The sequence below is a fragment of the Paracoccus caeni genome (assembly GCF_016629665.1).
In the GTDB taxonomy this organism is placed as follows: Bacteria; Pseudomonadota; Alphaproteobacteria; order Rhodobacterales; family Rhodobacteraceae; genus Paracoccus; species Paracoccus caeni.
Window position 1 is genome coordinate 470,900 of sequence record NZ_JAEPRQ010000003.1, and the last position, 26,633, is coordinate 497,532.

The 26,633-nt window shown below is 58.2% G+C and carries 26 protein-coding genes and 1 tRNA gene; 8 read left to right on the forward strand and 19 right to left on the reverse strand.

The annotated features are described in order from the left end of the window. Nucleotides 1-33: 33 nt before the first annotated feature. A complete protein-coding gene (locus JJJ17_RS11805; protein WP_200686600.1) occupies nt 34-1,560 on the reverse strand; it encodes an ATP-dependent DNA helicase in 1,527 nt (508 codons plus the stop codon). Nucleotides 1,561-1,684: 124 nt separating this feature from the next. Between JJJ17_RS11805 and JJJ17_RS11810 the strand changes: the two genes are divergently transcribed. After that, entirely contained in the window at nt 1,685-2,956 is a 1,272-nt protein-coding gene (locus JJJ17_RS11810; RefSeq protein ID WP_200686602.1) for an aromatic amino acid transport family protein, read from the forward strand. Nucleotides 2,957-3,021: 65 nt separating this feature from the next. Here JJJ17_RS11810 and gdhA read toward each other — a convergent pair whose 3' ends face one another. Beyond that, nucleotides 3,022-4,383, reverse strand: a complete 1,362-nt coding sequence (gdhA, locus tag JJJ17_RS11815; RefSeq protein ID WP_200686604.1) for an NADP-specific glutamate dehydrogenase — start codon at nt 4,381-4,383, stop codon at nt 3,022-3,024. Between the two features lie 138 nt (nt 4,384-4,521). Then, a complete protein-coding gene (ccrA, locus tag JJJ17_RS11820; protein WP_200686606.1) occupies nt 4,522-5,811 on the reverse strand; it encodes a crotonyl-CoA carboxylase/reductase in 1,290 nt (429 codons plus the stop codon). 209 nt (nt 5,812-6,020) lie between these two features. Between ccrA and JJJ17_RS11825 the strand changes: the two genes are divergently transcribed. Together JJJ17_RS11825 and JJJ17_RS11830 are read left to right on the forward strand one after the other, a co-directional pair. Continuing rightward, nucleotides 6,021-7,979, forward strand: a complete 1,959-nt coding sequence (locus JJJ17_RS11825; RefSeq protein ID WP_200686608.1) for a protein meaA — start codon at nt 6,021-6,023, stop codon at nt 7,977-7,979. A gap of 112 nt (nt 7,980-8,091) precedes the next feature. Continuing rightward, on the forward strand, nt 8,092-9,030 hold the full coding sequence (locus JJJ17_RS11830; protein WP_200686611.1) for an acyltransferase family protein: 939 nt from the start codon (nt 8,092-8,094) through the stop codon (nt 9,028-9,030). A 100-nt stretch (nt 9,031-9,130) separates the two neighbouring features. On the opposite strand, the gene rpmE is transcribed toward JJJ17_RS11830, so the two are convergent. From rpmE to JJJ17_RS11885, 11 genes are all read right to left on the reverse strand, one after another. After that, nucleotides 9,131-9,352 (reverse strand): 50S ribosomal protein L31, encoded by a 222-nt coding sequence (gene rpmE, locus JJJ17_RS11835; RefSeq protein ID WP_200686613.1) that lies wholly within the window; start codon nt 9,350-9,352, stop codon nt 9,131-9,133. Between the two features lie 14 nt (nt 9,353-9,366). Beyond that, entirely contained in the window at nt 9,367-9,750 is a 384-nt protein-coding gene (gene rplS / locus JJJ17_RS11840) for a 50S ribosomal protein L19 (protein ID WP_200686615.1), read from the reverse strand. 2 nt (nt 9,751-9,752) lie between these two features. Further along, complete coding sequence (trmD, locus tag JJJ17_RS11845; protein WP_407673354.1) at nt 9,753-10,637, reverse strand: tRNA (guanosine(37)-N1)-methyltransferase TrmD; 885 nt, start codon at nt 10,635-10,637, stop codon at nt 9,753-9,755. After that, nucleotides 10,634-11,128: a ribosome maturation factor RimM gene (rimM, locus tag JJJ17_RS11850; RefSeq protein WP_200686617.1), complete on the reverse strand. Its 495-nt coding sequence runs from the start codon at nt 11,126-11,128 to the stop codon at nt 10,634-10,636. The genes trmD and rimM overlap by 4 nt, the downstream gene beginning before the upstream one ends. Nucleotides 11,129-11,334: 206 nt before the next feature. After that, a complete protein-coding gene (rpsP, locus tag JJJ17_RS11855; protein WP_200686619.1) occupies nt 11,335-11,706 on the reverse strand; it encodes a 30S ribosomal protein S16 in 372 nt (123 codons plus the stop codon). Between the two features lie 48 nt (nt 11,707-11,754). After that, a complete protein-coding gene (locus tag JJJ17_RS11860) occupies nt 11,755-12,051 on the reverse strand; it encodes a chorismate mutase (protein WP_200686791.1) in 297 nt (98 codons plus the stop codon). 85 nt (nt 12,052-12,136) lie between these two features. Then, nucleotides 12,137-12,661, reverse strand: coding sequence for a GNAT family N-acetyltransferase (locus JJJ17_RS11865; RefSeq protein WP_200686620.1), 525 nt, complete (start codon nt 12,659-12,661; stop codon nt 12,137-12,139). Next, nucleotides 12,658-13,212, reverse strand: a complete 555-nt coding sequence (locus JJJ17_RS11870; protein ID WP_200686621.1) for a GNAT family N-acetyltransferase — start codon at nt 13,210-13,212, stop codon at nt 12,658-12,660. The genes JJJ17_RS11865 and JJJ17_RS11870 overlap by 4 nt, the downstream gene beginning before the upstream one ends. Nucleotides 13,213-13,218: 6 nt before the next feature. Next, the gene (gene ffh / locus JJJ17_RS11875) at nt 13,219-14,715 is read right to left on the reverse strand and encodes a signal recognition particle protein (protein WP_200686622.1); all 1,497 of its coding nucleotides are present in this window, start codon (nt 14,713-14,715) and stop codon (nt 13,219-13,221) included. 197 nt (nt 14,716-14,912) lie between these two features. Beyond that, entirely contained in the window at nt 14,913-15,323 is a 411-nt protein-coding gene (locus tag JJJ17_RS11880) for a TonB family protein (protein ID WP_200686624.1), read from the reverse strand. A 128-nt stretch (nt 15,324-15,451) separates the two neighbouring features. Further along, the gene (locus tag JJJ17_RS11885; RefSeq protein WP_200686626.1) at nt 15,452-16,039 is read right to left on the reverse strand and encodes an FMN-dependent NADH-azoreductase; all 588 of its coding nucleotides are present in this window, start codon (nt 16,037-16,039) and stop codon (nt 15,452-15,454) included. A 119-nt stretch (nt 16,040-16,158) separates the two neighbouring features. On the opposite strand from JJJ17_RS11885, the gene JJJ17_RS11890 reads away from it, so the two are divergent. Both JJJ17_RS11890 and JJJ17_RS11895 read left to right on the forward strand, forming a co-directional pair. After that, nucleotides 16,159-17,004 (forward strand): LysR family transcriptional regulator, encoded by an 846-nt coding sequence (locus JJJ17_RS11890; RefSeq protein WP_200686628.1) that lies wholly within the window; start codon nt 16,159-16,161, stop codon nt 17,002-17,004. A 459-nt stretch (nt 17,005-17,463) separates the two neighbouring features. Continuing rightward, nucleotides 17,464-18,753, forward strand: coding sequence for an integrase family protein (locus JJJ17_RS11895; protein ID WP_200686630.1), 1,290 nt, complete (start codon nt 17,464-17,466; stop codon nt 18,751-18,753). Nucleotides 18,754-18,777: 24 nt separating this feature from the next. Here the strand turns inward: JJJ17_RS11895 and JJJ17_RS11900 are convergent, their stop codons facing one another. Beyond that, a complete protein-coding gene (locus JJJ17_RS11900) occupies nt 18,778-19,329 on the reverse strand; it encodes a recombinase family protein (protein WP_200686632.1) in 552 nt (183 codons plus the stop codon). A 235-nt stretch (nt 19,330-19,564) separates the two neighbouring features. Between JJJ17_RS11900 and JJJ17_RS11905 the strand changes: the two genes are divergently transcribed. Together JJJ17_RS11905 and JJJ17_RS11910 are read left to right on the forward strand one after the other, a co-directional pair. Next, entirely contained in the window at nt 19,565-19,759 is a 195-nt protein-coding gene (locus JJJ17_RS11905; protein WP_200686634.1) for a hypothetical protein, read from the forward strand. A gap of 205 nt (nt 19,760-19,964) precedes the next feature. Then, on the forward strand, nt 19,965-20,558 hold the full coding sequence (locus JJJ17_RS11910; protein ID WP_200686636.1) for a hypothetical protein: 594 nt from the start codon (nt 19,965-19,967) through the stop codon (nt 20,556-20,558). Nucleotides 20,559-20,685: 127 nt separating this feature from the next. Here JJJ17_RS11910 and JJJ17_RS11915 read toward each other — a convergent pair whose 3' ends face one another. The 4 genes from JJJ17_RS11915 to JJJ17_RS11930 all read right to left on the reverse strand — a co-directional run bounded on the left by JJJ17_RS11915 (nt 20,686) and on the right by JJJ17_RS11930 (nt 25,185). Further along, nucleotides 20,686-22,767: a DEAD/DEAH box helicase gene (locus JJJ17_RS11915; protein ID WP_200686638.1), complete on the reverse strand. Its 2,082-nt coding sequence runs from the start codon at nt 22,765-22,767 to the stop codon at nt 20,686-20,688. An 8-nt stretch (nt 22,768-22,775) separates the two neighbouring features. Next, a complete protein-coding gene (locus JJJ17_RS11920; protein ID WP_200686640.1) occupies nt 22,776-23,630 on the reverse strand; it encodes a HamA C-terminal domain-containing protein in 855 nt (284 codons plus the stop codon). A gap of 554 nt (nt 23,631-24,184) precedes the next feature. Then, nucleotides 24,185-24,259 (reverse strand) — tRNA-Asn (locus JJJ17_RS11925). A 59-nt stretch (nt 24,260-24,318) separates the two neighbouring features. Next, complete coding sequence (locus tag JJJ17_RS11930) at nt 24,319-25,185, reverse strand: MBL fold metallo-hydrolase (protein ID WP_200686642.1); 867 nt, start codon at nt 25,183-25,185, stop codon at nt 24,319-24,321. A 33-nt stretch (nt 25,186-25,218) separates the two neighbouring features. Between JJJ17_RS11930 and JJJ17_RS11935 the strand changes: the two genes are divergently transcribed. After that, nucleotides 25,219-26,574 carry an ATP-binding protein gene (locus tag JJJ17_RS11935; protein ID WP_200686644.1) on the forward strand — a complete coding sequence of 452 codons (1,356 nt, stop codon included), beginning with the start codon at nt 25,219-25,221 and terminating at the stop codon, nt 26,572-26,574. Nucleotides 26,575-26,633 lie beyond the last annotated feature (59 nt).

Consider the following 26,633-nt stretch of genomic DNA (forward strand, 5'->3'; position numbering starts at 1 on the left):
TCGTTGCCCAAATACCGAAAGGCAACGCGCGCCTCAGATTTCCCCGGCTTCCTCTTCCAGCGCCAAGGGCGCAACCGGCACGTCCAGATCATCGATGGACAACAGCCCCGCAGGCCTCGCCAGCCGCGCCCGCGTCACCCAGAACAGCCGGTTTTGCGCCCGCGTGATTGCAACATAGGTCAGCCGTTTCCACAACGGCACCCCTGCCTCGGTCCGGTTCGACCAAGCGGCGGCGCTGATGTCGGGTGCAAAGACCTGCACGTCCGGCCATTGAGAGCCCTGCGCCTTGTGGATCGTCACCGCCGCGCCGTGCAGAAAAGCCGCCCCCATCCGTGCCGCATAGGGGATGAACGGCTCTTCCTCATCCGGCATTTCGATCTTGACGATACTGGCCGCCGACAGACGCGGCTCTTCGGCTCCGATGACGTGCAGGCGTGAAAAGCCTGGCTTTTTTCCCGGCCCCAGATAAACCACCTGCGCGCCTTTGATCAGTCCGCGCGCTTCCAGATCGATCCGCTTCTTGCGGTGTTTCAGCGGCAGTTCCAACCCGTCGCAGATCAGTGGTTCGCCCGGCAGCAGCGCGTCACCCGGCGCGCCGAAAGCAGTGCGGAAGGCGTGGATCAACCGGATGCGGGTGGCATTGCGCCAGACCAGAACCGGGCTGCGCGCCATCAGATCGCTTTCCACCCGCTCGGCCCAGATCACCCGGTCGTCGCGGGACGCCGCCTCGCGCACCAGCCGCTCGAAAGCGTCGAAGCCGACCGTCTCATCGGCCAGCGCATGCGCCAGATCAAGGATCGGGCTGTCGTCCGCCTGCCGGTGAATGCGGCTGAGAAACAGCTTCTGCCCCTCGGCCAGCCGGTCAAAAACCATTTCGCCGGATTGCCCGACCGGAGCCAGCTGGGCCGGATCGCCGAACAGCACCAGAACCGGAAAGATTTCCCGCAGATCGTCGAACTGCTTCTCGTCCAGCATCGAGGCTTCGTCGATCAGCCCGATATCCAGCCCGTCCTCGCGCCGTTTCCAGCCCCGGATAAAGTCCGATCCGCGCAGCCCCGCCGCCGCCAGCGCGCCGGGGATCGAGGCATGCAGATCATAGAACGCCTTCGCCCGGTCCAGCGCGGTTTCGGTCAGTCCTTCGATCACCGGACGCTCGCCGGTTCCGGTCAGCCATTCGGCGATCCGTTCGTATTCCGGGTCATAGACGGGGGTGTAGAGAATGCGGTGGATTGTCGTTGCGGGCACGCCACGGGTGCGCAGGACGAATGCGGCCTTGTTCGTTGGCGCAAGGATCGCAAGGCTGCGGCGGTCCTTGCGGCGTTTGCCCTCGTAATCGCCGCTGATCAACTCGACCCCGGCGGCGCGCAGCGCGCGGGTGATTTCTGACAGCAGCAGCGTCTTGCCGGAGCCCGCCTTGCCGATCACCGCCACGACCCGGCCCTTGCCCGGTTGCGGCGGCTGCAATTCCTCGGAGACGATATCGATGCCCGCACCGGCAAAGGTCTCGGCCAGGGAATCCCAGGCGTCGGCCTGATCAGGGGAAAGCGTGGGCGTGGTCATGCGCGCACCATATGCGTGGCTTGCGATGGGCGAAAGGTGGGATGAATGCGCATCGCTTATTGGATGATTTGTCTATATTGTAGGCATTCCGGGTGAAGCAGAGTTTGAGAGGGGGGATTTTTCAATGAGCAATGCGACGGAAGCCACATCTCGCGCGGAAGCAAGCCCCGCGGCATGGACCCGCTACGACACGATCTGGATGCTCAGCCTGTTCGGCACCGCGGTCGGCGCGGGTATTCTGTTCCTGCCGATCAATGCCGGGATCGGTGGCTTCTGGCCGCTGGTCATCATGGCACTGCTGATCGGACCGATGACCTATCTGTCGCATCGCGGGCTGTCGCGCTTTGTCTGTTCCAGCAGCAGGCCGGATGCCGATATCACCGAAGTCGTGACCGAGCATTTCGGCCCCGCCGCCGGACGCTTTCTGACGGTTCTCTACTTCCTCGCGATCTATCCGATCGTGCTGATCTATGGCGTCGGCATCACCAATACCGTCGGCAGCTTCATCGAGAACCAGATGGGAATGACCCCGCCCGCGCGCTGGTTGTTGTCGGGGCTTCTGGTGGCGGGGATGATGCTGGTGATGATCGCCGGCCAGTGGATCATGCTGATCGTGACGCAATGGCTGGTCTATCCGCTGGTCGCGATCCTGATTTTCGTATCGCTGTATCTGATCCCCGAATGGAACCTTGCCTCGGTGCGAGAGGTGACACCGATGGGACTGACGCTCAGCACGATCTGGCTGACGCTGCCGGTGCTGGTCTTTTCGTTCAACCACTCTCCGGCGATCTCGCAATTCGCGGTGGCGATGCGCAGGCATTACGGCGCGGATGAGGGCACGGTGAAGGCCGATCTGGTCCTGCGCAACACCGCCGCCATGCTGGTCGGCTTTGTCATGCTGTTCGTCTTTTCCTGCGTGCTGGCGCTGTCGCCCGCGCAACTGGCCGAGGCGAAGGCGCAGAACCTGCCGATCCTGTCCTATCTGGCGAATGTGAACGGCAGCCCCTTCGTCAGCTATTTCGGCCCGGCAGTGGCGTTCCTTGCCATCGTGTCGTCCTTCTTCGGGCATTACCTTGGCGCCGCCGAGGGGATGCAAAGCATCCTGCGCGGCACGGTGATGCCAGATCCGTCGAAGGTGTCGGATCGCAAGATGAAGCAGGGGATCGCCGTCTTTATCTTCTTCACCACATGGGGCGCGGCGATTCTGAACCCGTCGATCCTTGGGCTGATCGAGATGCTGGCCGGGCCGGTCATCGCCGCGATTCTATATCTGATGCCGATGTATGCGATCTACAAAGTTCCCGCGCTGGCGAAGTATCGGCACCAGTTGTCGAACATCTTCGTCATCATCGCGGGGGTGGTGACAATCAGCGCTATTTTCTACAGCTTCTTTTAGGCTGCACGCAGAGACGCAAAACCCGCCATCGCAGGGATGGCGGGTTTTCAGTTTCGATCATCCGATCAGATGACGCCGAAGGCCAGCATCGGTTCGGCAACGCGGATGAAGCCCGCGATATTCGCACCCGTGACGTAATCGCCCGGTGCGCCGAACTCATCCGCCGTCGAATAGCAGCTATCGTGAATGTCGCGCATGATGTCGGCCAGCTTCGCTTCGGTCTTCTCAAACGTCCAGCGGTCGCGCGAGGCGTTCTGCTGCATTTCCAGCGCCGAAGTGGCGACGCCGCCCGCATTGGCCGCCTTGCCGGGACCGAACTTCACGCCTGCCTGCTGGAACAGACGGATTGCTTCGGGCGTGCAGGGCATGTTCGCCCCTTCGCCAACCGCGACCACATTGTTCGAAATCAGCTTCTTTGCATCCTTGCCGGTCAGCTCATTCTGCGTGGCCGAGGGCATGGCCACGTCGCAGGGCACGTCCCAGATGCTGCCATCGCCCGATTTCACGAAATAGATGCCGCTGCCTTCCCCCTTCAGCCTCACATATTCCGAAATGCGACCGCGACGGACTTCCTTGATCTCCTGAACCAGCTTCAGATCGATCCCGCCCTCGTCAACGATGTAACCAGAACTGTCCGAGCAGGCGATGACCTTGCCGCCGAATTCCTGCACCTTCTCGATGGTGTAGATCGCGACATTGCCCGAGCCAGAGACGACGACGGTTTTGCCGTCGAAATCCTGTCCGTCCACCTGCAGCATGGCGCGGGTGAAATAGGTGTTGCCATAGCCGGTCGCTTCCTTGCGGGCCAGCGAGCCGCCGTAGAACAGGCCCTTGCCGGTCAGCACGCCTGCCTCGTAACGGTTGGTCAGGCGTTTGTATTGCCCGAACATATAGCCGATCTCGCGCGCGCCGACGCCGATGTCACCGGCGGGCACATCGGTATATTCGCCCAGATGGCGATAAAGCTCGGTCATGAAGCTTTGGCAGAAGCGCATGACCTCGGCATCCGAGCGGCCCTTGGGGTCGAAATCCGAACCGCCCTTGCCGCCGCCGATAGGCAGGCCGGTCAGGGCGTTCTTGAAGATCTGCTCGAAGCCAAGGAACTTGATGATCCCGACATTGACCGACGGATGAAAGCGTAGCCCGCCCTTGTAAGGGCCCATCGCCGACGAGAACTGCACCCGGAAGCCACGATTGATATGAACCCGGTTCTGGTCGTCGGTCCACGGAACACGGAAGATGATCTGACGCTCGGGCTCGCAGATACGCTCGATCAGCGCGTTATCCAGATATTCGGGATGCTTGGCGACGACACGGCCAAGGCTTTCCAGAACCTCGCGGACGGCCTGATGAAACTCTGCCTCACCGGCGTTACGGCGAATGACTTCATCATAGATCGGGGTCAGCTTGTCATCGATCTGGGGCAACTCTGCACTCCTTCGCATCATTTTCGGAACGCTTAGCTGCGATTTTAGGCAGATTGAATGGGTAATGATGTAAATTTGTGCAATAAAAGTAAAAGCCCGCCAGAAAGGCGGGCTTTTTTGTCGGAATAGCGGCGCGGATCAGGCCTTGCGGGCGTCCAGCGCGTCCTCGAATGTGCGCAGGCCGGTGATCGGCGACTGGACCAGCACTGCCATGTTCCCCGGCTTGTGTTCGTTGCGATACATCTTCGTATGCGCCTGCGGGATTTCGGCCCAGGGGAACACCTCGGACATGCAGGGGTCCAGACGGCGTTCCAGCATCAGCTTGTTCGCGGCGCTGGCCTGTTTCAGATGGGCGAAGTGGCTGCCCTGAATGCGCTTCTGATGCATCCACAGGTAACGCACGTCGAAGGTGCAGTTGAAGCCGGTGGTTCCGGCGCAGATCACGATCATGCCGCCCTTTTTGCACACGAGGGTCGAGACCGGGAAGGTCGCCTCGCCCGGATGTTCGAAGACGATATCGACATTGTTGCCCTTGCCGGTGATGTCCCAGATGGCCTTTCCGAACTTGCGCGCCTCGGTGAACCATTCCTTGTATTCGGGCGTGTTCACCTTGGGCAACTGGCCCCAACATTTGAATTCCTTGCGGTTGATGACGCCTTTGGCCCCAAGGCCCATGACGAAATCACGCTTGTCTTCTTCGCTGATGACGCCGATCGCATTGCCGCCCGCCGCATTGATCAACTGGATCGCGTAAGAGCCAAGCCCGCCCGATGAACCCCAGACCAGAACGTTCATGCCCGGTTTCAACTCGTGCGGCTCGTGCCCGAACAGCATCCGATAGGCTGTGGCCAGCGTCAGCGTATAGCAGGCCGATTCCTCCCATGTCAGGTGACGCGGGCGCTGCATAAGCTGTTGCGACTGGACGCGGGTGAACTGGGCAAAGCTGCCATCCGGGGTCTCATAGCCCCAGATGCGCTGCGTGGGCGAGTACATCGGATCGCCGCCGTTGCATTCCTCGTCATCGCCGTCGTCCTGATTGCAATGGACCACGACTTCGTCGCCGACCTTCCAGCGCTTGACCTTGTCGCCCACCGCCCAGACGATCCCCGAGGCATCGGACCCGGCGATATGATATTCGGCGCCATGGCCGTCAAAGGGGCTGATCGGTTGGCCCAGACCGGCCCAGATGCCGTTGTAATTAACGCCCGCCGCCATCACCAGAACCAGCACCTCATTGCTGTCCAGCGTCGGCGTATCGACGACCTCAAGCTGCATCGCCTGTTCGGGTTCGCCATGACGTTCGCGCCGGATCGCCCAAGCGTGCATCTTTTTCGGCACATGACCCAAAGGCGGCATCTCACCGACCTCATAGAGATCTTTCACGGGCGCATCATAGGGTGCGATCGGGGTCGGTGCGTCCAGAGCCATCAGGTTCTCCTGTCAATGCCGCGTCGCAGAATCGTTTCATGCTGCGTGAGGCAGTCGTAAAATCAACGACGCAATAATGCAATCAAGATTTATGTTACTGCGCAATATTATGTCGTTATGCCTAAATTTTTGCCGCGCCGCGGCGAGTTGACCGGGTATCTTTATTTCTGTATCAACGCATCAACCGTAAGATTGTTGCGAGGATCGTGATGGCGGAGAAGGAAAAGCCTTGGCTGTTTCGGACCTATGCAGGCCATTCGACAGCCGCGAAATCGAACGCGCTTTATCGCAGCAATCTGGCGAAGGGGCAGACCGGGCTGTCGGTGGCGTTCGATCTGCCGACGCAGACCGGCTATGACAGCGATCACGTTCTGGCGCGGGGCGAGGTCGGCAAGGTCGGCGTGCCGATCTGCCATCTAGGCGACATGCGGTCGCTGTTCGATCAGATCCCGCTGGAGCAGATGAACACCTCGATGACGATCAATGCGACGGCGCCGTGGCTGTTATCGCTGTATATTGCCGTCGCGGAAGAGCAGGGGGCGGATGTCACCCTGCTGCAGGGAACGGTTCAGAACGATCTGATCAAGGAATACCTGTCGCGCGGCACCTATATCTGCCCGCCGAAGCCATCGCTCGCGATGATCACCGACGTTGCCGCCTATACGCGCGAGCATCTGCCAAAGTGGAACCCGATGAATGTCTGTTCCTACCATCTGCAGGAAGCCGGGGCGACGCCGCAGCAGGAGCTGGCTTATGCGCTGGCGACCGGGATTGCGGTGCTGGACGATCTGAAGACCAAGGTTCCGTCCGATGAATTTCCGGCGATGGTGGGACGGATCAGCTTCTTCGTGAATGCGGGCATCCGCTTCATCACCGAGATGTGCAAGATGCGCGCCTTTACCGAGTTGTGGGACGAGATCACGGCCCAGCGATACGGGATCAACGACCCGAAATACCGCCGCTTCCGCTATGGAGTGCAGGTGAACAGCCTTGGCCTGACCGAGCAGCAGCCCGAGAACAACGTCTATCGTATTCTGCTGGAGATGCTGGCCGTCACCTTGTCGAAGAATGCGCGGGCGCGGGCAGTGCAATTGCCTGCATGGAACGAGGCGCTTGGTTTGCCCCGGCCATGGGATCAGCAATGGTCGCTGCGGATGCAGCAGATCGTCGCCTATGAGACGGATTTGCTGGAATATGGCGATCTTTTCGACGGCAACCCGGTGATCGCCGCCAAGGTGGAAGAGCTGAAGCAGGGCGCGCGGGATGAATTGGCATTGCTGGACGAGATGGGCGGAGCGATTGCGGCGATCGACTATATGAAGTCGCGGCTGGTCGAATCGAACGCCGAACGCTTCGGCAAGATTGAATCGAACGAAACCATCGTCGTCGGCGTGAACCGCTGGCAGCAGGGTGAGCCTTCGCCGCTGATGGCAGGGGATGGCGGGATCATGGTCGTCGATCCGGCGGTGGAAGAGGATCAGATCGCCCGGCTGGGTGCGTGGCGCGAAGCTCGCGACGAAGCGGCCGTCGAGGCCGCCCTCGCCGCGCTGCGCCTTGCGGCACAGAAAGGTGCGAATATCATGCCGGCCTCTATCGCGGCGGCGAAAGCGGGGGCGACGACCGGCGAATGGGCGGGCGTGATGCGGCAGGTCCATGGCGAATATCGCGGCCCGACCGGCGTTTCGGCCAGCCCGTCGAACCGGACCGAGGGGCTTGAGGAAATCCGCGAGGCGGTGGATGCGGTCAGCAGCCGGTTGGGGCGTCGGCTGAAATTCGTGGTCGGCAAGCCGGGTTTGGACGGCCATTCCAACGGTGCAGAGCAGATCGCCTTCCGCGCCCGCGACTGCGGCATGGACATCACCTATGAGGGTATCCGGCTGACGCCAGAACAGATCGTGACCCGCGCGCAGGAAGAGGATGCCCATGTCGTTGGTCTTTCGATCCTGTCAGGTAGTCATCTGCCACTGATCGAAGATACGATGCAGCGCATGCGGGATCAGGGGCTGGGCCATATCCCGGTGATCGTCGGCGGCATCATCCCCGACGAGGATGCCAGGCGGCTGGTCGAGATGGGCGTTGCAAGGGTCTATACGCCCAAGGATTTTCAGCTCAACACGATCATGATGGATATCGTCGCGCTGGTCGAGCCGGGGGCAGAGGCCGCCTGAACCGCGCCGGTTTCCGGCAGAATTCCACCGATTTCAGAGCGTAACGGAACCAGCCCCGAACCCGAGGCGCGATTTGTCCGTTGGGAAGCGAATACGCGACCAAGGACAAGACATGACGGCTACAGGCGATCGAAGCAGTGCGGTCGATCCATTGCGGATGTTGTTGGCGATCTTCGTGATCGGAATCCATACGGGCTTTCCCGACATTCTGCCGGAAATCCTCAGACAGACGCTGCTGAACGGGATTTACCGTTTGGCGGTGCCAGTCTTTGCGCTGATCTCGGGTTACTTCTTTCTTGATGCCGTGCGCAGCGGGCGCGAGGGGTTGTTTCTGCGCCGTATCCTGACGCTTTACGGGTTGTGGATGGCGATCTATCTGACCCGCTATCTGCCGGTGATCGACACATTCGAGGATGCGTTGAGCATGGCGTTCTTCGGATACTTTCACCTGTGGTATCTGCCGGGCATTTTGATTGCTGCCGTGATCCTTGCCGGGCTGGTGCGGATGCAGGTGTCTCCCCGTGCCATTGCCGTGGGTGCGGTCGTTTTGGCGGCGATCGGTCTGGGCCTGCAATTCGTGGTGCTCTCGGGTCTGGCGGAACTGGATGTGAAAGTCTTCCGTAACGGAGTGTTCTTTGTTTTCCCCTATTTCGCCATTGGCTATCTGCTGGCGATGTGGCGGAAGAAGCGGGATGACTGGCAGCCCGGCGGTCTGATGGTCACGCTTGCTCTGGCGCTGGTCATGGGGGAAAGCCTGATCTGGTATGCGATTGCAGGCAATATGTCGGGGGTTGAGAATATGGCCTCGCTGCTGATCGCCGCGCCGGTGCTGTTTCTGGCAGCACTGGGCACGCCCGGATGGGAGAACGGGCGGCATATCGCCGGAATGGCGGCCTTTACCTATTTCTTCCATGTCCACATGATGTTCACCGCAACGCGGTTGGGCATTTCGGACGATGCGAAGTTTCTGTTCGTGACGGTGGCCTGTGTTGCACTGTATCTGGCGGTGAACGCGATACAGGGCAGGCGGCTGTTGCGGGCGATCACCTGAGGGTCTTACGTCATTACGCTTGCCGGTCTGCGGCACGCCCCTCTGAAACGAAAAACGCCGCCCCGAGGGGCGGCGTTTTGGTATCGAATGGCAGCGGCGATCAGAAGCCGAGGCCTGCATATTTCGATTTGAATTTCGACACGCGGCCGCCGGTGTCCATCAGCTTGGCCGAGCCGCCGGTCCATGCCGGGTGCGAGGTCGGGTCGATGTCCAGCGACATGGTGTCGCCTTCCGAGCCCCAGGTCGAGCGGGTCTCGTAGGTGGTCCCGTCGGTCATCTTGACCGAGATGGTGTGATAATCGGGGTGGATATCTTTTTTCATCTGTTCGACCTTCCTCAGGCTTTCGCGTCCGAGAGGGGACGGTAATTGGTTTTCTCGGCGATACGGGCCGATTTACCGCGACGGTCGCGCAGGTAATACAGCTTGGCGCGACGGACTTTACCGCGACGGACCACTTCGATTGCATCGATATTGGTCGAATACAGCGGGAATACGCGCTCGACGCCTTCGCCGAAGCTGATTTTGCGGACGGTGAAGCTTGCGCCGATGCCGTTGCCACCTTTGCGCGAGATGCAGACACCTTCATAGTTCTGCACGCGGGTCCGGGTGCCCTCGGTCACTTTGTAACCGACGCGGACGGTGTCACCGGCCTTGAAGTCGGGGATGGTCTTGCCAAGCTCGGCGATTTGCTCGGCTTCCAGTTGGGCGATCAGGTTCATCGCTATGTTTCCTTGTCATGCTCGCGGTGATCCCGCGATTGGTCTGATGCGCCCGAGAGCTGTCGGTCCTTTGCCGGGTCCATATGCGTTTCGGCATATGCCCGCCACAGATCGGGGCGGCGTTCCTTTGTCAGCCTTTCGGCCTCACTGGCACGCCAAGCATGAATGGCCGCGTGATTGCCGGAAAGCAGGACTTCCGGGATCTCGCGACCTTCCCACAGGGCGGGCTTCGTGTACTGGGGGGCTTCAAGAAGGCCCCGATTGCCGATGGAAAAGGATTCCTCGGCCAGAGAGTCCTGATTCCCCAGCACGCGCGGTATAAGGCGAACCGTCGCATCGATCAAGACCTGAGCCGCAATCTCTCCGCCGGTCAAAACATAGTCGCCGATGCTGATTTCCTCGATGCCGTGGGCGTCCAGAACCCGCTGATCCACGCCCTCGAACCGGCCGCAAATCAGGGTCACGCCCGGCCCTTCGGCCAAGGCGCGGGCGCGGGCCTGTGTCAGCGGCTTGCCGCGCGGCGACATGTAGATGATCGGGGTTGGCGGGGCTTGCCGGGCCTCGCGCAGGGCCGCGTCCATCACATCGGCGCGCAGCACCATGCCGGCGCCGCCACCTGCGGGGGTGTCATCGACATTGCGGTGCTTGCCGATGCCGAAATCGCGCAGCGGGATGGTTTGCAGGTTCCAAAGCCCCTGAGCCAGCGCCTTGCCGGTCAGTGACAGGCCAAGGATGCCGGGGAAGGCTTCGGGGAAAAGCGTGATGATCCTGGCGGTCCAGGCACCTTTCACCTGCGGCTCGGCCATCAACTCGCGCGGGCGCAGGCTGGCCGAAATCGACAGCCGCCCATGCGACTTCGGTTCCGGGGATTTGGGCGTATCGCTCACTCGTCGGATTCCGGCGGATCGGCGACAATGCGACCGGCCTTCAGATCGACGGTGGGGACGACGGCGCGGGTGAAAGGCAGCAAAAGCTGTTCCTTGCCAATGACTTCCAGAATATCGCCCGCGCCGTGATCGAAGATTGCGCGGACCCGGCCAAGCACCTGCCCGCCAGTATCCACAACCTCCAGCCCGATCAGGTCGGCATGGTAGAATTCATCGTCGGGAAGCGAGGGTAGCACGTCGCGGGATGCCCAAAGGGTGATGCCCCGCAGCGCCTCGGCATCCTCGCGGGTATTGACGTTCGACACCCGCGCGCCAAGCCCGCCGGTAACCGGGCGGGTCAGTTTGACGGTAAAACTGCGCTTGCCGTCCTCGGTCGTCAAAGGACCGTAATTGGCGATATCGGCGGGTTCGGTGCAGAAACTTTTCAGGCGAACCTCTCCACGGACCCCGAAGGCCCCGGCAATCGCGCCTACGCAAATCTTGTCAGTCATTGGTCAAGTTCCCCGCATAATCTGGCCGCAATATCCGGCGCGCAGCCAGACGCCTCCGGATTTTTCGCAAAGATCTTGCTGATGCGCACGTTCAAAAAGCATCCCGCCAACGAAAACCAGCAAGATGAAGATGGCGCGGCGGAACAATTTGAACATGGGCGATCAGGGATTTCAGGCCCGGCTGAACGCCGGGCCTGAGGGTTCGATTATTCAGCCGAAGCAGCAGCTTCTTCGACCGGAGCCGCAGCTTTCGCAGCTTTTTCTTCAGCGCGTTTTTTGGCTTTCGCGCCCGGTTCGGCTTTTTTCAGGTTTTTGCGCTCGGTTTTTTCCTTGGCGCCAGCAGCTTCCAGGAAGCGGGCAACGCGGTCGGTCGGCTGGGCGCCCTGGCTCAGCCAGTACTGAACGCGCTCCATGTTCAGCTTGACGCGGTCTTCGCTGTCTTTCGGCAGAAGCGGGTTATAGGTGCCCAGCTTTTCCAGAAAACGGCCATCGCGCGGCATGCGCGAATCGGTTGCGACGACGGCATAATGCGGGCGCTTTTTCGAGCCGCCACGGGCCAGACGGATTTTCATAGCCATTTGTTTTTCTCCTTTGAAATGGCGGGGATGGTGGGGGGAAACCCCACCCTACGATTGGAAGGTTTCGTGATGCCTTATGACTTCGGCGATCACGAAATTCAGGAATTTGCGCGCGAATTCCGGGTCGAGGTCGGCCTCGCGCGCGAGGCGTTCCAGCCGCTCGATCTGTTGCGCTTCGCGCGCGGGATCAGAGGGCGGAAGATCGTGTTCGGCCTTGAGATGGCCGACGGATTGGGTGTGCTTGAAGCGTTCGGCAAGCGTATAGACAAGGATCGCATCCAGCCGGTCGATGCTGGCGCGGTGTTCCTTGAGCAATTCGGCGGCGCGGGTCACGGCGTCCATCAGCGGGCCTCCGGCGTCTGGCCGCAGCGCCGGGGGCTTCGCGCCCCCGGATCCCCGCGGGATATTTGCGTGAAGAAGAGGCCGAGGGTCATGCCTGCGGCTCCTTCGGGTGGCGGTAGATCAGGCAGGGGGTGCCGCGCACATTGCCTTCGCGTTCGAAGGTTGCGCCCATGCGTTCGGCGAGGCGGCGCGAACGGATGTTCTCGGGGTGGATCTGCGAGATCAGCGGGCCCAGGCCCATGACGTTCTGGGCGTGATCGCGGGCAGCCATTGCGCCTTCATAGGCGATGCCCCTGCCTTCGAAGCCTTCATAGACCTGCCAGCCCAGTTCGGGTTCCGGCCAGTCGATGTGATTGACGACGCCGAGACGACCGGCGACCGCGCCGGTGGCCTTGTCCTCGACCGTCCAGAAGCCATAGCCGCGGATGAACCAATGGCCGATGGGCGCCAGAAGCGAGGTCCAGATCTGCCATTCCTCGAACGGGCCGCCGATATAGCGCGAGCGGTCGGAGAGGCCGAAGGTGCGAACGGCGTCCCAATCGGTCGCGCGGGGTTCGCGCAGGATCAGGTTTGCGGTCTCAAGGATCGGGATGTCGATGGCGATTGTGGTCATGCGATCACCCCGTGGCGGAAGCGCAGCATCGGGCCGTAAGGGGTTTGCCATTCGCCGTCGGCAATCGCGCCCATACGTTCGGCCAGCCGGATCGAGCGGATATTTGTGGCCGTGATCGAGGAAATGGGCCGGGTAATGCCGAAATGGTGGGCTGCGCCGTCGCGGGCTGCGATGGCGGCCTCGAAGGCGATACCTTTGCCCTGATGGCTGTTGTCGTAGAGCATCCAGCCCAATTCCGGCTCGGGCCAGAAATCAGGGTGATAGATGCCCGCGCGACCGATATTGGTGCCGCTGTGGCGGTCGATGATTTCCCAAAAGCCATAGCCGCGCAGCAGCCATGTGCCCGCGGCCGAGGCAAAGGCGCTCCATGCGTCCTGCCGGTTGATCGGGCCGCCGATAGCTTCGCTGTGCGGGTCGGCGTAGAAGGCGGCAAAGTTGTCGAAATCCGACAGGATCGGCGCACGCAGGATCAGGCGTTCGGTCTCCAGAACCGGCGCGAGAGAGGCGAGGGCCGTCTCTTCCTGCAAAGGGGTATGTGCCGCGAAGCTCATGCCGTTCTATTTCTTCCCGAACAGTCCCGAGAGGCCGCTGGGCAGGCCAGCCTTGCCCAATTGCCCGCCAAGACCCTTCGGATCCTGCAACATCTTCGTGGCTTCGGCCATTTTCGCCGGGTCCATGTTATTCATGTCGGGCAGGCCGCCGCCTTTGCCGGTCATCGCGCGCATCGCCTGTTTCAGCATGCCGCCCTTGCCCATTTTGCCGAGCTTTTTCATCGTGTCGGCCATCTGCTTCTGCATCTTCAGCAGGCGGTTCAGCTCTGCGACGTCCATTCCGGCGCCCGCTGCGATCCGCTTCTTGCGGCTGGCCTGCAGCATGTCGGGATTGGCGCGTTCCTTCTTGGTCATCGAGTTGATCAGCGCGACCTGACGGCGGATGGCGCTGTCGTCCATGCCCGCAGCTTCGGCCTGTTTGGCCATCTTCTGCATGCCGGGCATCATGCCCATGATCGACTGCATGCCGCCCATCTTCTGCATCTGCTCAAGCTGGCCCTTGAGGTCGTTCATGTTGAACAGACCCTTCTGGAACCGCTTCATCATGCGTTCGGCCTGTTCGACCTCCAGCACTTCCTGCGCCTTCTCGACCAGCGCGACGATGTCGCCCATGCCAAGGATGCGGCCCGCGACCCGCTGCGCGTCAAAGGTTTCCAGCGCGTCCATTTTCTCGCCAAGACCGACGAAGCGGATCGGCTTGCCGGTGACGGCGCGCATCGACAGCGCGGCACCGCCACGGCCGTCGCCGTCCATCCGGGTCAGAACGACGCCGGAAATGCCGACCTTGCCGTCGAATTCGGTGGCGACGTTGACGGCGTCCTGCCCGGTCAGGCCATCGACCACCAGCAGGGTTTCTCGCGGCTGGGCGATATCGCGAACCGCCTGCACCTCATCCATCAGCACCTGATCGATATGCAGGCGACCGGCTGTGTCCAGCATATAGACGTCATAGCCGCCCAGATTGGCCTGCTGCTTGGCGCGTTGCGCGATCTGAGTGGCGGTCTGGCCCGGCACGATCGGCAAGGTATCGACGCCGATCTGCTGGCCGAGGATCGCCAACTGTTCCATCGCAGCGGGGCGGTTGGTATCCAGCGAGGCCATCAGGACGCGCTTCTTTTCGCGATCCTTCAGGCGCAGTGCCAGCTTGGCGGTGGTGGTGGTCTTGCCCGAGCCCTGAAGTCCGACCATCAGGATCGGCGCGGGCGGGTTGTCGATGCGCAGGGCGTCGGGGTCGCCTTCGCCTTGCAGCACCTTGATCAGCTCGTCATGGACGATCTTCACGACCTGCTGGCCGGGGGTGATCGACTTGGTGACCGCAGCGCCGGTGGCCTTTGAGGTGACTGCCTTGACGAAGCTGCGCGCGACCGGCAGCGAGACATCGGCTTCCAGCAGCGCCACGCGGACTTCGCGCATGGCAGCGGTGACGTCATCCTCGGACAGGGCGCCTTGCTTGGTGAGCCGGTCGAAGACGCCGCCAAGGCGGTCGGAAAGGTTCTCGAACATGGTCGGGCCTCCTTCGGTCCAATCGGATGCCGACCCGAACGGGCCCGCGAAAAACAATATTGCCCCCGTGGGCGCAACGCGCTGACGGGGGGCGATCCCCGTATCGGACGGGGACCGGAAGGCTGTTCCTTCCGGGAGTTCAGGATCACATAGGCAAAACCGACCGGCGAGTCAACGCAGGTCGGCCAGACAAGGCGTCAGCCGCGACGGGTTCCAATCGGCAACGGCAATGTAATGCTGGGCACGTTCATGTCGGGCGTAAAGGCGGGAATGTCGCGGATTGCACTGAAGTGGCGGATGAAAGCTGCGTCCATCGCCGGGTTGCCGCTGGATTCCACGACACGCACATCGGTCACGCTGCCATCACGGGCAATAGTTATGGCAACGATGGTTGAATGGTTGCGGTTGGCCCCGACCGTATTCAGAGCGGTATCCGATCGCCGCAGCGCGCGCCGAAACGCTTGCAGGGTTTGTTCGGTCCATTGCTCTAGGTTCTGCGGCGCTGTGGTTTCCTTGCGCCCGAAAGAGCTTTGGGCCCGAACCTCGGAAGTGAACAGCGGCGAGAGCAGTGACAGAGAGAGGCAGGCGATAAAGAGATGCTTGAACATGGGCGCGAATCCGTTCGTGAAGATATCCGCCATCTATCGCTTGCCCAGCAGGAACGCCAAATGAATTAATTTAGAAAATCCATAGAATTTTCTGGCCGACAAGGAAAACCCGTCGGCCAGAAAAACTGTCAGGCAGCCAGCTTGTCCAGCGCTTCCTGCGCGCGGGCCAGACCTGCATCGCGGTCCATCGCAAGCCGATCAGCAGCGACGAATTCGACGTCGGTAATGCCAAGGAAGCCCAGAATGAAGCGCAGATAGCCCGATGCGTGGTCATATTCGGAACCGATGGGGGTGCCGGCAGCGGAATAGGCGATAATGGCGCGCTTGCCTTTCAGCAGCCCCTCGGGTCCGGCTTCTGTGTAGCGGAAGCTGACACCGGCGCGGGCAATCTGGTCCAGCCAGTTCTTCAACTGCGCAGAAATGTTGAAGTTGTAGATGGGCGAGCCGATGACCAGCACGTCAGCATCCTGCACCTCTTTCAGATAGGCGTCTGACGTGGCGATCAATGCCTTCTCTGCGGGCGTAGGATCTTGCGGCGCAAGGCGAACGGCAGCGAACCAGTTCGCATCGATGGCGGGCACGCCCTCGTGCAGGTCACGATAGACCACATGCGCATTTGAATGCGTGGCCTTCAGCTTGTTGACGATGTCGGCCGTCAGCTTGCGCGAGACCGAGTTTTCGCCGGTGATGGCAGCGTCGAGATGGAGAATGTTCATGGTGATGGTTCCGCAATGTCCGTTTGTCTTGACGGGAATGTAAGGCTGGATATTTTCGAACAAAAGACCGTCTCGCGCGCAGTGTGTGTGCGCTAGCGCACAAAAGGTGGTGAGCTCGAATGCAGATCGACAACTGGGATGACATCCGGGTAGCTCTGGCGGTGGCGCGGGCGGGAACCGTCAGTGGTGCGGCAGAGCTTCTTGGTGTGCATCATGCGACAGTAATCCGGCGGATTGATGCGCTTGAGGAGCAGCTTGGCGCCCGGCTGTTTCAGCGTCATCCACGCGGCTATGCGCTGACAGAGGCGGGACAGGTCCTGCTCAAGACCGGTGTTGAGGCGACCGAGCGGTTTGCGCAAATGGCGTCACAAATTCACGGCACCGGGGATCGGATCGAGGGCGAGCTGATCGTGACCTCTCTGGCCGAACTGGACGATTTGGTGATACCGCGACTGGTGGCGCTGATGCGGGATCACCCAGCATTGCGGCTGACTTATTTGACTGATCCGCGCCTGTTCAGGCTGGATGTGGGCGAGGCGCATATTGCAATTCGCGCAGGCAATCGCCCGACCGAGCCAGATTATGTCGTCCAGCATTTTCGTCACGACACGCATAGCCTTTACGCCTCGCCCGAATATCTCGCCCGGTATGGTGAGGTGAAGGGGGTGACCGGACACCGCTTTGCACTGAACGGTGTCGAGGGTCGGAATGCCCCTTACATGCGCTGGCTGGCCGAGCGATTGCGGCCCGAGAATATCGTCATGGTCGCCAGCGAAAGCGCCGCTCGCGAGGCAGTGATCCGGGCGGGGCTGGCGATCGGCGTGTTGCCAAGATCGAGGACCGCAGGGCTGGTCAAGCTGGACTGGCCGCAGGAATGGGACAGTCAGTTATGGCTGGTGACGCATGTGGACCTGCACCGCACGCCGAAGGTGCAGGCAGCGTTGAGGATGCTGCGGGCGGAATGAGCGGTGGCAGGGTCCGAACGAGATAGCAACTGGTTCTTCTGCTCGTCCTTTATGACCTCGTGGGCAACGCGGATTTTAGCCTCCAACTATAGTAATGCCTGCGAAGTATGAGATGGGTTGCGATGGGCATTCGTGCGCCCTTCGTTGGACGGCCCCGCCACGTGACCTGGGTTACATCACGCAAAACCCGGGCCAGATGTCACCTTGCAAGGTGGTCATCTTCCTTAATTACGTAGCTTCTATGAAAAACTGGCTCCGGCGGTAGGAGGCTTCAGATCGCCTCTAGAATTTTTTGAAAAATTCCCGTGACCTATAATTATTTCACAAAATCATACACTTATGTTAATAATTGACTAAGTCGTTGATTTTTAAACGCTCTCTCCGAGAGAGGATTTGCGAAGTTGAAGTAGGCCAAATAGTAGGCCATAGCTGATTAACGGCGCTGTCGGGGGAAAAAGCATGCCACGATACTCTAGGTTGCTCACAGCTAGGGACGTTCAGGACGCGCTGCGGGGACGGCTAAAGGCTGGCCGCTATGCTGACGGTGAAAACCTCTATCTTCGCGTTCGGAAGGGCGGTTCCTGTAGCTGGACCTTCATTGCTGTCACAGACGGTAATAAAACCGAAGTAAGTCTTGGGTCTGTCAAAAACCTAGGAAGCTCCGCAGGGATAGATGACATCGGCAAGATCGCGTCAGCTTCGCTAACCGCTGCGCGTGATATGAAGGTGAAAACCCATTCCCTGATCTATGCGGGTGGCGATCTATCGTCTTTGAAAAAAACAAAGCGCTCAAGAGTCGTGGTTTCAGACCACACCTTTGATGATCTTGCTCGCGTTTATGAAGGTTTGAGAGGAACATTCAACCAGAAGCGTCAGCAGGAGGTGAAGCGATTAGTTGCTGCGTTGCGAGAGGCCGCTCCCGAGGTCGACGATATACGGCTGTTCACAAAAGCACACGCCCGCATTTGGCGTGATGGGCGTCGAAGCAAGGTATCAGCACTTAGCGTGGAGCGCGAGAATAACGTAATTAAATCAATGTTTTCTGTATATTTTTCAGAGAATGATTTCCATCTAGATAACCCATTTTCTGGCCTGAAAATGCCGGAGAAAGCCATCGGATCAGCAGCGATTAGCAAGCGCTCGCCCTTGTCTATCCAAGAAATTCAAATGGTGCGTGAGCAGCTAGTTCAATCCAGCCGTGAACCGGAGATTACACAGATATGGGATGTTTTAACTATGACCGGTGGGCGCATGGCGGAAATTCAGGGATTGAGAATGCAGGATGTGCATTTAGATGGTCCCATACCACACATTCGCATCACACCTTCAGATAAACGGGGTGTAAAAACGGCCGAATCTATTAGATGGGTCCCGCTTTATGGGATCGCCCTGACTGCTGCCCAAGCTGCTGCGAAGCGCAATGCCTCTAGTGATTTTCTCTTTGGGAAGCAGGGCCATTCGTCTGCTGGCAATGTTAGCGCCAAGATCATGAAGCAGTTTCGAAAACAGATCACTGATCCAGAGAAGGTGACCTATAGCCTGCGTCATAGCCTTATCGATGAGTTTCGCGCACATGGCGTTGCGACGGAAATCGCCTATCCCTTCAGCGGGCATACCAGCGGCGATATCGCAGAAAAAGTTTACGGCTCAAGAGAGAGGCAGCTCAACAGAACGAACGATGTCGTAAAGCCAATTTTGGAAACTTATTCTGACAGGATTTTCCCGCCAAATGATGCTGAAAATGCTTGACATTCCAGCTAAAATGCTGTATATTTAGAGCTTAAGGATATTGTAGACGCTAGCCCGGCTTATGCCGACTCGCTTCGCAATTTCCGAAGCTCCCACACCCTCTGCCATCAGCGCCTTGACCTCCTTGGCTTTGCGCTGGGCTGTAGGAACCCGACCCTTGTATTTGCCATCACGCTTTGCCTTGGCAATTCCCTCGCGCTGTCTCTCAAGCATGATCTCGCGTTCAAATTCTGCGACACCGCCGAGGACGTTCAGCATCAGCTTGCCGGTGGGAGTACTCGTGTCGATGCCCATACTAACGATCTTCAATGCTGCGCTCTTGGCGGTGATATGCTGCAAGATCTCATGCATGTGGGCAACTGAACGCGCGAGGCGGTCAAGCTTGGTGACTACGAGTGTGTCACCTTCACGAAGGAAGTCGAGCGCAAGTGTAAGTTGATCTCGCTGCCTTACATCTACCGATGACACCTGCTCGCGAAACACCTTCTCGCAGCCAGCCGCCAGTAGATCTCGTTCTTGGGCTTCAATCCCAGCGACTTGGTCAAGAGTGGAAGTTCGCGCATAGCCGACAATCATTCTGGCACCGATCTGTCTAACATGATTCTTAGACATAAATATACGAGTGTATATTTTCGTCAAGACAATTCTATTTGGACATAATCTCCGCACTGACCAGCGGTCCAGCACGGGCAAGGTCTAGTTCGACAGCAGCTGCGACTGGGCCAGAAAAAAAGTCGAAGAAATTTGCTAATGCTTGGTCAGGAGATGAACACGCGATATAAATAAATAAGTGTAAACAAAGAGGTGAGTAATGGATGATTTACATATCCGCTTGCCTGAAGGTTTGAAGCGACAATTGAAAAAGCACTGCCGTGACGCGAACATCTCCGTCACCAGTGCCATAATCATTATGATTACGAATGAACTTCGCGAGCAGAAACTGTCGCCACTAGACAGCAGCATTGGCGATGACGACCAGTTCGTAGGCTTCCTCCTAAGGCAGTAGCAGGAAGGCAAGATGAGGGAGCCGCAGGGTGAACTTGAGCCTGAATGCTTTTCTCGACACCTCGATCACCAAATCGCCCGTTTTCCGGGGGATGGTTCAACCATATTAAAAGGATAAAATTATGTTTTATAATGATAAAATTACAGGAGAGCGAATGTGGAAATATGATCTGGTAGATGAAGTGCTTGCAGCAGCTTAATCAGGCATGTCAGCGACCACAGGGTTAGACCAGAGATGTATCATCTTCACAGTACATCTAACCAGCATGGCGGTGCACCCGCCGCTGTGTCGAACTCTGTTCGATACAGCTGAATCATTTTTCTTCAAGAAGGGGATAAAGCGCCGCAGCGCATCCTACACGGGACTTGCGTCCTTCGTAGATGTGAACGGCAGTAAGTACAGCGGGGCTGACCGAGATCGCACGCAGGTGCACTGTCATGGCTTCATATTCATACCATGGCACACAAGCCAAGAAGACACCCAGCAGCTAATAACCCGCCTTGAGTTCGCTGCCCATCAGGCGTGTCTCGAAGGGCAGTTTGTGGTGAAGAACACCCCAGACGCTATAGAGATCAGGGTATTCGACTCTACTCGAACAGATGCAGACCTAGGAAGCTGGACCGGGTACGCGCAGAAGGAAGCTGTCCGCATAGCGACCAACGGCGACCTGATGTTTCTGCTGCCGTTTGACACACGCGGGGATTACGGGGCGAAGGTTGCCGGTCAGATCGAAGGCAAACGCGACAAGACGCTGAATTTGCTGCGCAGTAATGAGAGATTTAAGATTTTTGCTTGTTGATGCAACAAAGGTTGGTGGATGCCTCATGGCGCGGTTGAGATACGGGTATCAGTGGGCAGGAAGCGGACCGTTGCTGCGATACCAAGCACCGGGCCGCCAACGGCCTATGCTTTTAGCCAACCCACCTTTACAAAGCTTGCCGCAACCACTCGCGCTCAAATTCTGATAACGCCCCTTTCGGATTCAGAATGGCTTTGTACAAGCGGTTCCTCAAGGTTGTCTTGGTGTCACCGTCAACGTAGAACGCCTGCGAAATTTGAATCGGTATCCCTTCCTCATCCAATTCCTTGAGAATTTCAGGCTGAAACCAGCTGCCAATGCTACCTAAAAAAAGACTGTAGTCGGCCTGTGCCGAGGACTGGCGGACAAATAGCTCAACCAGAGCAAAGTTTTGTGGCAAACCATACTCGCAAGCCCGCAAGAATTTGAAGATATTGTCTTGGCTTTCGGGTTGCCCCCTGTAGCTTTGATCTTGCCTCAGCAGGAAACTTTTTAGGTCTTCTGCCTTTCGAAGTTTGTCGATAAGTGTAGCAAGCTGTCTGGTATTGAACGCTCCAAAAGAACCGACTTTCTGTTGAGAGCAAAATACCTCACAGACTTCGAGAATTTCGGGCCATCTTGGCCAGTTTTGCCAAATCAATATGTCGCTCTCTTCCAGAGAACGGATTACCCGATCTTTTATTGCTATGGCCGTTTCCAAACCGATTGAAGACGCAAGTTTAAGCTCGTCGCCCTCAAGACCTAACCTGTCCCGGTAGTAACGAAATCTGTCATCTGACCGCTTTGACCTATCAGGTTTATCGATATGTACGATGTACTCGTCAGGCAGCTTGTCGTCGTCTGAAAACAATGTCGGACTGACATCCAGTTCTGTCTGTTCAGGGATATCATTGAAGACCATAACTTGGCCGACGTGATGCTGTCCGAGACGCCCGGCGCGCCCTTTGATATTTGAGTACGTGAAAAAGTCATAAGAGTCACGATTAATCGTTTTGTCAAAGATCATGACTGTCTTTGCAGCCGTGTTTACGCCTTCGATGAGCGTTGACGTGCAAAGCAATACGGGCAGCTTGCCTTGATTGAAGAGGCGAACCATTTGCGCAGCAATTGCTCTCGGAATGCGGCCATGATGAACACCAAACCCATAGTAGACTGCCAAAGACAGGAAATTATTTTGCCCTATATTGCTTTTCAACCAAACAGCGAAGTCGCTTGTGTCTTCCGACACGGCCATCTTTTCAGAAAGCTCGATTGCAAGTTTGTTGGCCTTACCCGGTGACGAGATGAACACCAAGGCGGGCCAATTTCTATCTTCTCCAACTTCTGCGATCAGACGGTCGCGTTTGTTCGATACAGCTCGGAGGTCGAGGGTCTCAACCGCAACCGTAGAAAATCGAGTTCTCAAAAATTCAAAGTTCCAGCGGGAATCTGGCGCAACAGATATCGTGTCGATATTGGGGCCAAGAAAGAAGAACTGCTTTGACCGTTTAAGCAAACGGTAGACTGCAGCGTTAAGTGTTATGCTTCGCTCGTCACGCCTGTCGGGATCAAGTTTGTAAAACTCGTCAACAACGGTGAGGTCCAAATTTCCCAAGTCTTCTCGATATATCAGTCGTTCTTGGGTCCCAAGAAAAATGGTCGGATCATCCGTCGATATTTCGCTCTGATGCATCACTAGTTTGAACTTTTCTGAAAAACGATCCCGAAACCGCCTTCTGAATTCATCGAGTAGCGCAATCGTAGGAAGTACAACAGCCACACGACGATAACGATCAGTCGATAGTAGAGCGTCGATCAGCAGACTCTTTCCGAAACTCGTTGGGGCGCTCAAAATGAGATTTCTGCCCGCGAGTAACGTATCGAGAGCCTTGATTTGTTCGCGGTGAAACGTTACCCCTCCTAATTCTGGAGCAGTTACAGCTTCAGCGATAAGTGCGTCTGTCTCGTCTGCCCACTCCGTTTCGATGTAGTTCCACAGCCCTGTTGAACGGGCCAAAGAACTTACTAGGGGTCGATAACTTAGGAGTTCTTCTGGGTGGGCGTCTAAGAGATCAGCAAGTCTGGGAACAACCTCAAGCAAGTTTGGGTCATCGGTGTCGGTTGACTGAATGGCGAAGGATGCAGCTTGCAGCACTCGAAACGTTTCGCGCTTCAAATCGGATCCAGAAAGCGCACTTAGTTTATTCCAGTTAATATCCAGAACGGGCATGTTACCCCTTATCCAATTTGTAGCGCTTTAAGGCGATCATCGAAGGCTTTGTTGAGTGTATCCTTGTTACCCAACGGGACATAAATAAGTTTGAGTCTTATTTTTTCAGTCAACCCGGATGCCTTCAATTTATCCCAAAGGATTTTCATCTCGACATCCACTTCCGCGCTGTAGTTATCGCTTGCCGACACGTGGCGCGCTGTTGCATCGCTATTCGCCGCGATCAAAACGGGGAAAACTGCATTCTTAATTAGATCGTCTAAAGAAACCTCCGCAGACAGAAGTTTTTTGATCTTTGCGCTGTGTGGAATGTCGTCTGATACCTGTGGGCCAAGCAGTAACTTCTCGTTCCTCAGGAAACCTGCAGTGATATGCCCCTTGATGGACGTGATTGCATCCTTAATCGCGTCATTCCGGTCTTTGAAAAACTTCGCTTCGCCCAACCAAAGCTCTATGTCGTCAACTCCGACATACCGCATATGAACTAGGTCAAATGCCTTTACCGGATCGTTTGACGCACTCAAATAGTTAACTCTAGCCGCGACGGGTATTGTATTGAAAAAGGTTCGGCAAACAGCATGAGCAGCAATCTCGCCTACCTCGCCGCGCCGTTCATATTTTTCACTGGTGTAAACTCTGGAAGCTGCCTGCTTGAGGCGAACAAAGGAGTTGGTATGGTTTGTGTTGCGAAGTTCGTCAGATTTTAGAGCGTAGTCAATAATCCACTCTATCAGATTGTCAGCGAGCCCAGAGCAACGCCACTCGGATAGTTCGAAGCCCGCGCAATAGCTCTCCAAGCTTTCATTCGATTCGGTGAGTCTAGTTAGAACGCAATTGGGAGCAATTTCGTAAGGGTTTGACATTCAACACGACTCTCTTGGCCTTATGACTAGACACTGCCCTAAAACCTTCTATCCGGCAACTCGTAATGGTTGCGCGCCCGGCTGTGCTGCACCCCGTTTCCATGGATCCTGATAGCTCGGATCAGACTATTCAACAGAATGACATCGGTCCCGTCTCGCGGCGACCGCCTCTGCGGCTCGAAGATCCGAGCAAACCTTGATTGTCTGGAATGGGCCGAATAATTATACTGGAAGAGTTGGAGCGTCACGCGACCCATCGCAGGAAGCTCGGTTAAATGACGCGCTTTACACAAGCGCGTTGTGGACGTTCTGTTTGCGAGCGTATCTTAAGGTGCGCAAAGCTACCCTGAAAATTCGCAGTTGATCTGGATCAATAGCAGGGGACGGCTGGGTAAAGAAGGCAAAATTGAAGTACGAATTCTTAGAAAAAAGCCCAGTGCCGAATGTTATACAGCCATGCTGATTCCCGAACTGAAGTAGGCCATAAAGTAGGCCGCCGCGCCTTTTGAAATCAGATTTTATCTGTGGATTTCATGGTGTTATGCCAGAAAAACTGGCTCCGGCGGTAGGGATCGAACCTACGACCAATTGATTAACAGTCAACTGCTCTACCGCTGAGCTACGCCGGAACACGGGGCGGATATAGCAAGGTGGTTCGGGGGCGTCCAGTGGGTTCGTGACGATTTTTTCACGTCAATGCGAAGGCGCTGTCCGCCGCCAGATGGCTGGTTGGCGTGACCGCGCCCAGATCGTTCAGCGCGATCAGATGGGCCAGCACATTGCGGGTTGCTGCAGGCATCAGCGGGGCGGGAACCACGTAGATTTGGTGGGCAATAGCGGCGGCGTTTGCCGGGCCGGACTGGCGAAGTGTCGACAGGATCTGTGCGGTTCGCTGGCGGCGATGGGTGGCCAGTTCGGCGATTCGGGTGGCGGGAGTGTCTATGGCCGCGCCGTGGGCGGGCAGCAGCCGGGTTGCGCCGATCTGGTCCAGCCTGCTCAGTGATCGCAGATAATCGGCCAGATCGCCGTCGGGGGGCGAGATGATCGTCGAGGACCAAGCCATCACGATATCGCCGCAGAAGATATTGTCTTGCCACTGAAAACACAGATGCCCGCCAGAATGGCCCGGCGTGTGCAAGGCGCGCAGCGACCATTCCGGGGTTTCGATCACCTGATCGTCGCTCAATCGCAGATCGGGCTGGAAGGAGATGTCGAGCCCCTCGCCGCCCCCGACCTCGCCCAAGGCAGCCAGCGCCTGCATGCTGGGCGAGCGTCCCGCCATTGCATCGCCAAAGGCCAATATCGGCGCGCCGGTCAGTCGCGCCAGAGCGGGTGCGCCTGCGCTATGGTCCAGATGGGCGTGGGTCACGAAAATATGGCTAATGCGGCCGCGTGCGGCTTCGACGATGGCTGCCAGATGGTCCGGATCGGCAGGGCCGGGGTCGATCACCGCAACCTGACGCTGGCCGATCAGAAAGGTGGTGGTGCCCGGCCCGGTCAGAGGCGACGGGTTCGGCGCAAGGATTCGCAGGGGCTCTTTCGTATTCGTGCTCATCTGGCTAGCCTAACGCCGAAAGGGCGGGTGTCCATGGCGAACCAGAACGAAGCAGGCAGGTTGAAAGGGCTGTTCCCGCGCGGGCTTTACGGGCGGGCTGCGCTGATCCTGTTTCTGCCAATCGTGGTGGTCACGCTGGTCGTCAGCGTCATGTTCCTGCAGCGCCACTTTGAAGGCGTGACGCGGCAGATGACCGCCAGCATGGCCCGCGAATTGGTCTTCGTCGCGCAACTGGTGGACCATTCCCCAAGCGAACAGGACGCTGAAACAGCCGGTCAGGCCGTCGCCATTCCGCTGGAACTGACGCTGGATTTCCCTGCCACCACTGGCGCCGAGGATCAGCGGAATTTCGATGATTTTTCGGGACGGGTGGTGATCGAGGAATTGCGCGCAAGTTTGCCTCAGATATCCGCCGTTGATCTGGCCACCGATGACAAGCGCGTCGCGATCACCATGGATAGCCGCTTTGGCCCCTATTCGGTCACTTTCGACCGTCGGCGGGTCAGCGCCTCGAACCCGCATCAGTTGCTGGTGCTGATGGTGTTCACTTCGCTGCTGATGACCGGGATCGCCACGATATTCCTGCGAAATCAGCTTAGGCCGATCCGGCGGCTGGCGAATGCGGCAGAAGCCTATGGCAAGGGTCGCATGGTGCCCTATCGCCCCTCCGGCGCGATCGAGGTTCGCAGCGCAGGAACGGCGTTTCTGGACATGCGGAATCGGCTGGAACGCCAGAACGAGCAGCGCAAGATGATGCTGTCGGGGATCAGCCACGACCTGCGCACGCCTTTGACGCGGATGCGGCTGGCCGTGTCGATGATGTCTCCTGAAATGCCGCCTGACGATGAGGACATCGCCGCCATGGACGCGGATATCGCAGAGATGAACCGGATGGTGGACGCATTTCTGGAATATGCCCGCGACGATGCGCAGGACAGCCCGCCCGAGCCCGTCAAGCCTGCTGAGTTCCTGCAATCAGTCGTTTCAGGCGCGCAGCGGGCGGGGCAGCATGTCGTGCTGTCGCGGATCGATGGCGATACTGAGGGTCAGGCGACTTTCCGGCGCGATATGTTGCGACGTGCATTGGAGAATCTGATCGGCAACGCCACCCGCTACGGCACCGAAGTCGAGATCGACGCCACTCTGGGGCCGCGCAGCCTGCGGATCGGGGTCGAGGATAACGGGCCGGGCATCCCTCGGGATAGTCTTGAGGCGGCCATGCGCCCATTTACCCGGCTGGATCCCGCCCGCAATCGCAATAGCGGGCAGGGGGCCGGCCTTGGTCTGGCCATTGCCGCCGATGTGGCAAGGGGACATGGCGGGCAATTGCGGCTGGGCCGGGGCGAACGTCTGGGCGGGCTTCGGGCCGAAATCGTCATTCCGCGATAGGCAGGACCAGCAGGATTTATCCTGCGGCGGCCCGGCTGCGGCAGAAATAGGGCGTAATC

Excerpts from the sequence above, each read along its gene's own strand:
- JJJ17_RS11805 (WP_200686600.1), bottom strand. The coding sequence starts at position 1,560 with ATGACCACGCCCACGCTTTCCCCTGATCAGGCCGACGCCTGGGATTCC.
- JJJ17_RS11810 (WP_200686602.1), top strand. The coding sequence starts at position 1,685 with ATGAGCAATGCGACGGAAGCCACATCTCGCGCGGAAGCAAGCCCCGCG.
- ccrA (WP_200686606.1), bottom strand. The coding sequence starts at position 5,811 with ATGGCTCTGGACGCACCGACCCCGATCGCACCCTATGATGCGCCCGTG.
- JJJ17_RS11825 (WP_200686608.1), top strand. The coding sequence starts at position 6,021 with ATGGCGGAGAAGGAAAAGCCTTGGCTGTTTCGGACCTATGCAGGCCAT.
- JJJ17_RS11830 (WP_200686611.1), top strand. The coding sequence starts at position 8,092 with ATGACGGCTACAGGCGATCGAAGCAGTGCGGTCGATCCATTGCGGATG.
- rpmE (WP_200686613.1), bottom strand. The coding sequence starts at position 9,352 with ATGAAAAAAGATATCCACCCCGATTATCACACCATCTCGGTCAAGATG.
- rplS (WP_200686615.1), bottom strand. The coding sequence starts at position 9,750 with ATGAACCTGATCGCCCAACTGGAAGCCGAGCAAATCGCCGAGCTTGGC.
- rimM (WP_200686617.1), bottom strand. The coding sequence starts at position 11,128 with ATGACTGACAAGATTTGCGTAGGCGCGATTGCCGGGGCCTTCGGGGTC.
- rpsP (WP_200686619.1), bottom strand. The coding sequence starts at position 11,706 with ATGGCTATGAAAATCCGTCTGGCCCGTGGCGGCTCGAAAAAGCGCCCG.
- JJJ17_RS11865 (WP_200686620.1), bottom strand. The coding sequence starts at position 12,661 with ATGACCACAATCGCCATCGACATCCCGATCCTTGAGACCGCAAACCTG.
- JJJ17_RS11870 (WP_200686621.1), bottom strand. The coding sequence starts at position 13,212 with ATGAGCTTCGCGGCACATACCCCTTTGCAGGAAGAGACGGCCCTCGCC.
- ffh (WP_200686622.1), bottom strand. The coding sequence starts at position 14,715 with ATGTTCGAGAACCTTTCCGACCGCCTTGGCGGCGTCTTCGACCGGCTC.
- JJJ17_RS11880 (WP_200686624.1), bottom strand. The coding sequence starts at position 15,323 with ATGTTCAAGCATCTCTTTATCGCCTGCCTCTCTCTGTCACTGCTCTCG.
- JJJ17_RS11885 (WP_200686626.1), bottom strand. The coding sequence starts at position 16,039 with ATGAACATTCTCCATCTCGACGCTGCCATCACCGGCGAAAACTCGGTC.
- JJJ17_RS11890 (WP_200686628.1), top strand. The coding sequence starts at position 16,159 with ATGCAGATCGACAACTGGGATGACATCCGGGTAGCTCTGGCGGTGGCG.
- JJJ17_RS11895 (WP_200686630.1), top strand. The coding sequence starts at position 17,464 with ATGCCACGATACTCTAGGTTGCTCACAGCTAGGGACGTTCAGGACGCG.
- JJJ17_RS11900 (WP_200686632.1), bottom strand. The coding sequence starts at position 19,329 with ATGATTGTCGGCTATGCGCGAACTTCCACTCTTGACCAAGTCGCTGGG.
- JJJ17_RS11905 (WP_200686634.1), top strand. The coding sequence starts at position 19,565 with ATGGATGATTTACATATCCGCTTGCCTGAAGGTTTGAAGCGACAATTG.
- JJJ17_RS11910 (WP_200686636.1), top strand. The coding sequence starts at position 19,965 with ATGTCAGCGACCACAGGGTTAGACCAGAGATGTATCATCTTCACAGTA.
- JJJ17_RS11915 (WP_200686638.1), bottom strand. The coding sequence starts at position 22,767 with ATGCCCGTTCTGGATATTAACTGGAATAAACTAAGTGCGCTTTCTGGA.
- JJJ17_RS11920 (WP_200686640.1), bottom strand. The coding sequence starts at position 23,630 with ATGTCAAACCCTTACGAAATTGCTCCCAATTGCGTTCTAACTAGACTC.
- JJJ17_RS11930 (WP_200686642.1), bottom strand. The coding sequence starts at position 25,185 with ATGAGCACGAATACGAAAGAGCCCCTGCGAATCCTTGCGCCGAACCCG.
- JJJ17_RS11935 (WP_200686644.1), top strand. The coding sequence starts at position 25,219 with ATGGCGAACCAGAACGAAGCAGGCAGGTTGAAAGGGCTGTTCCCGCGC.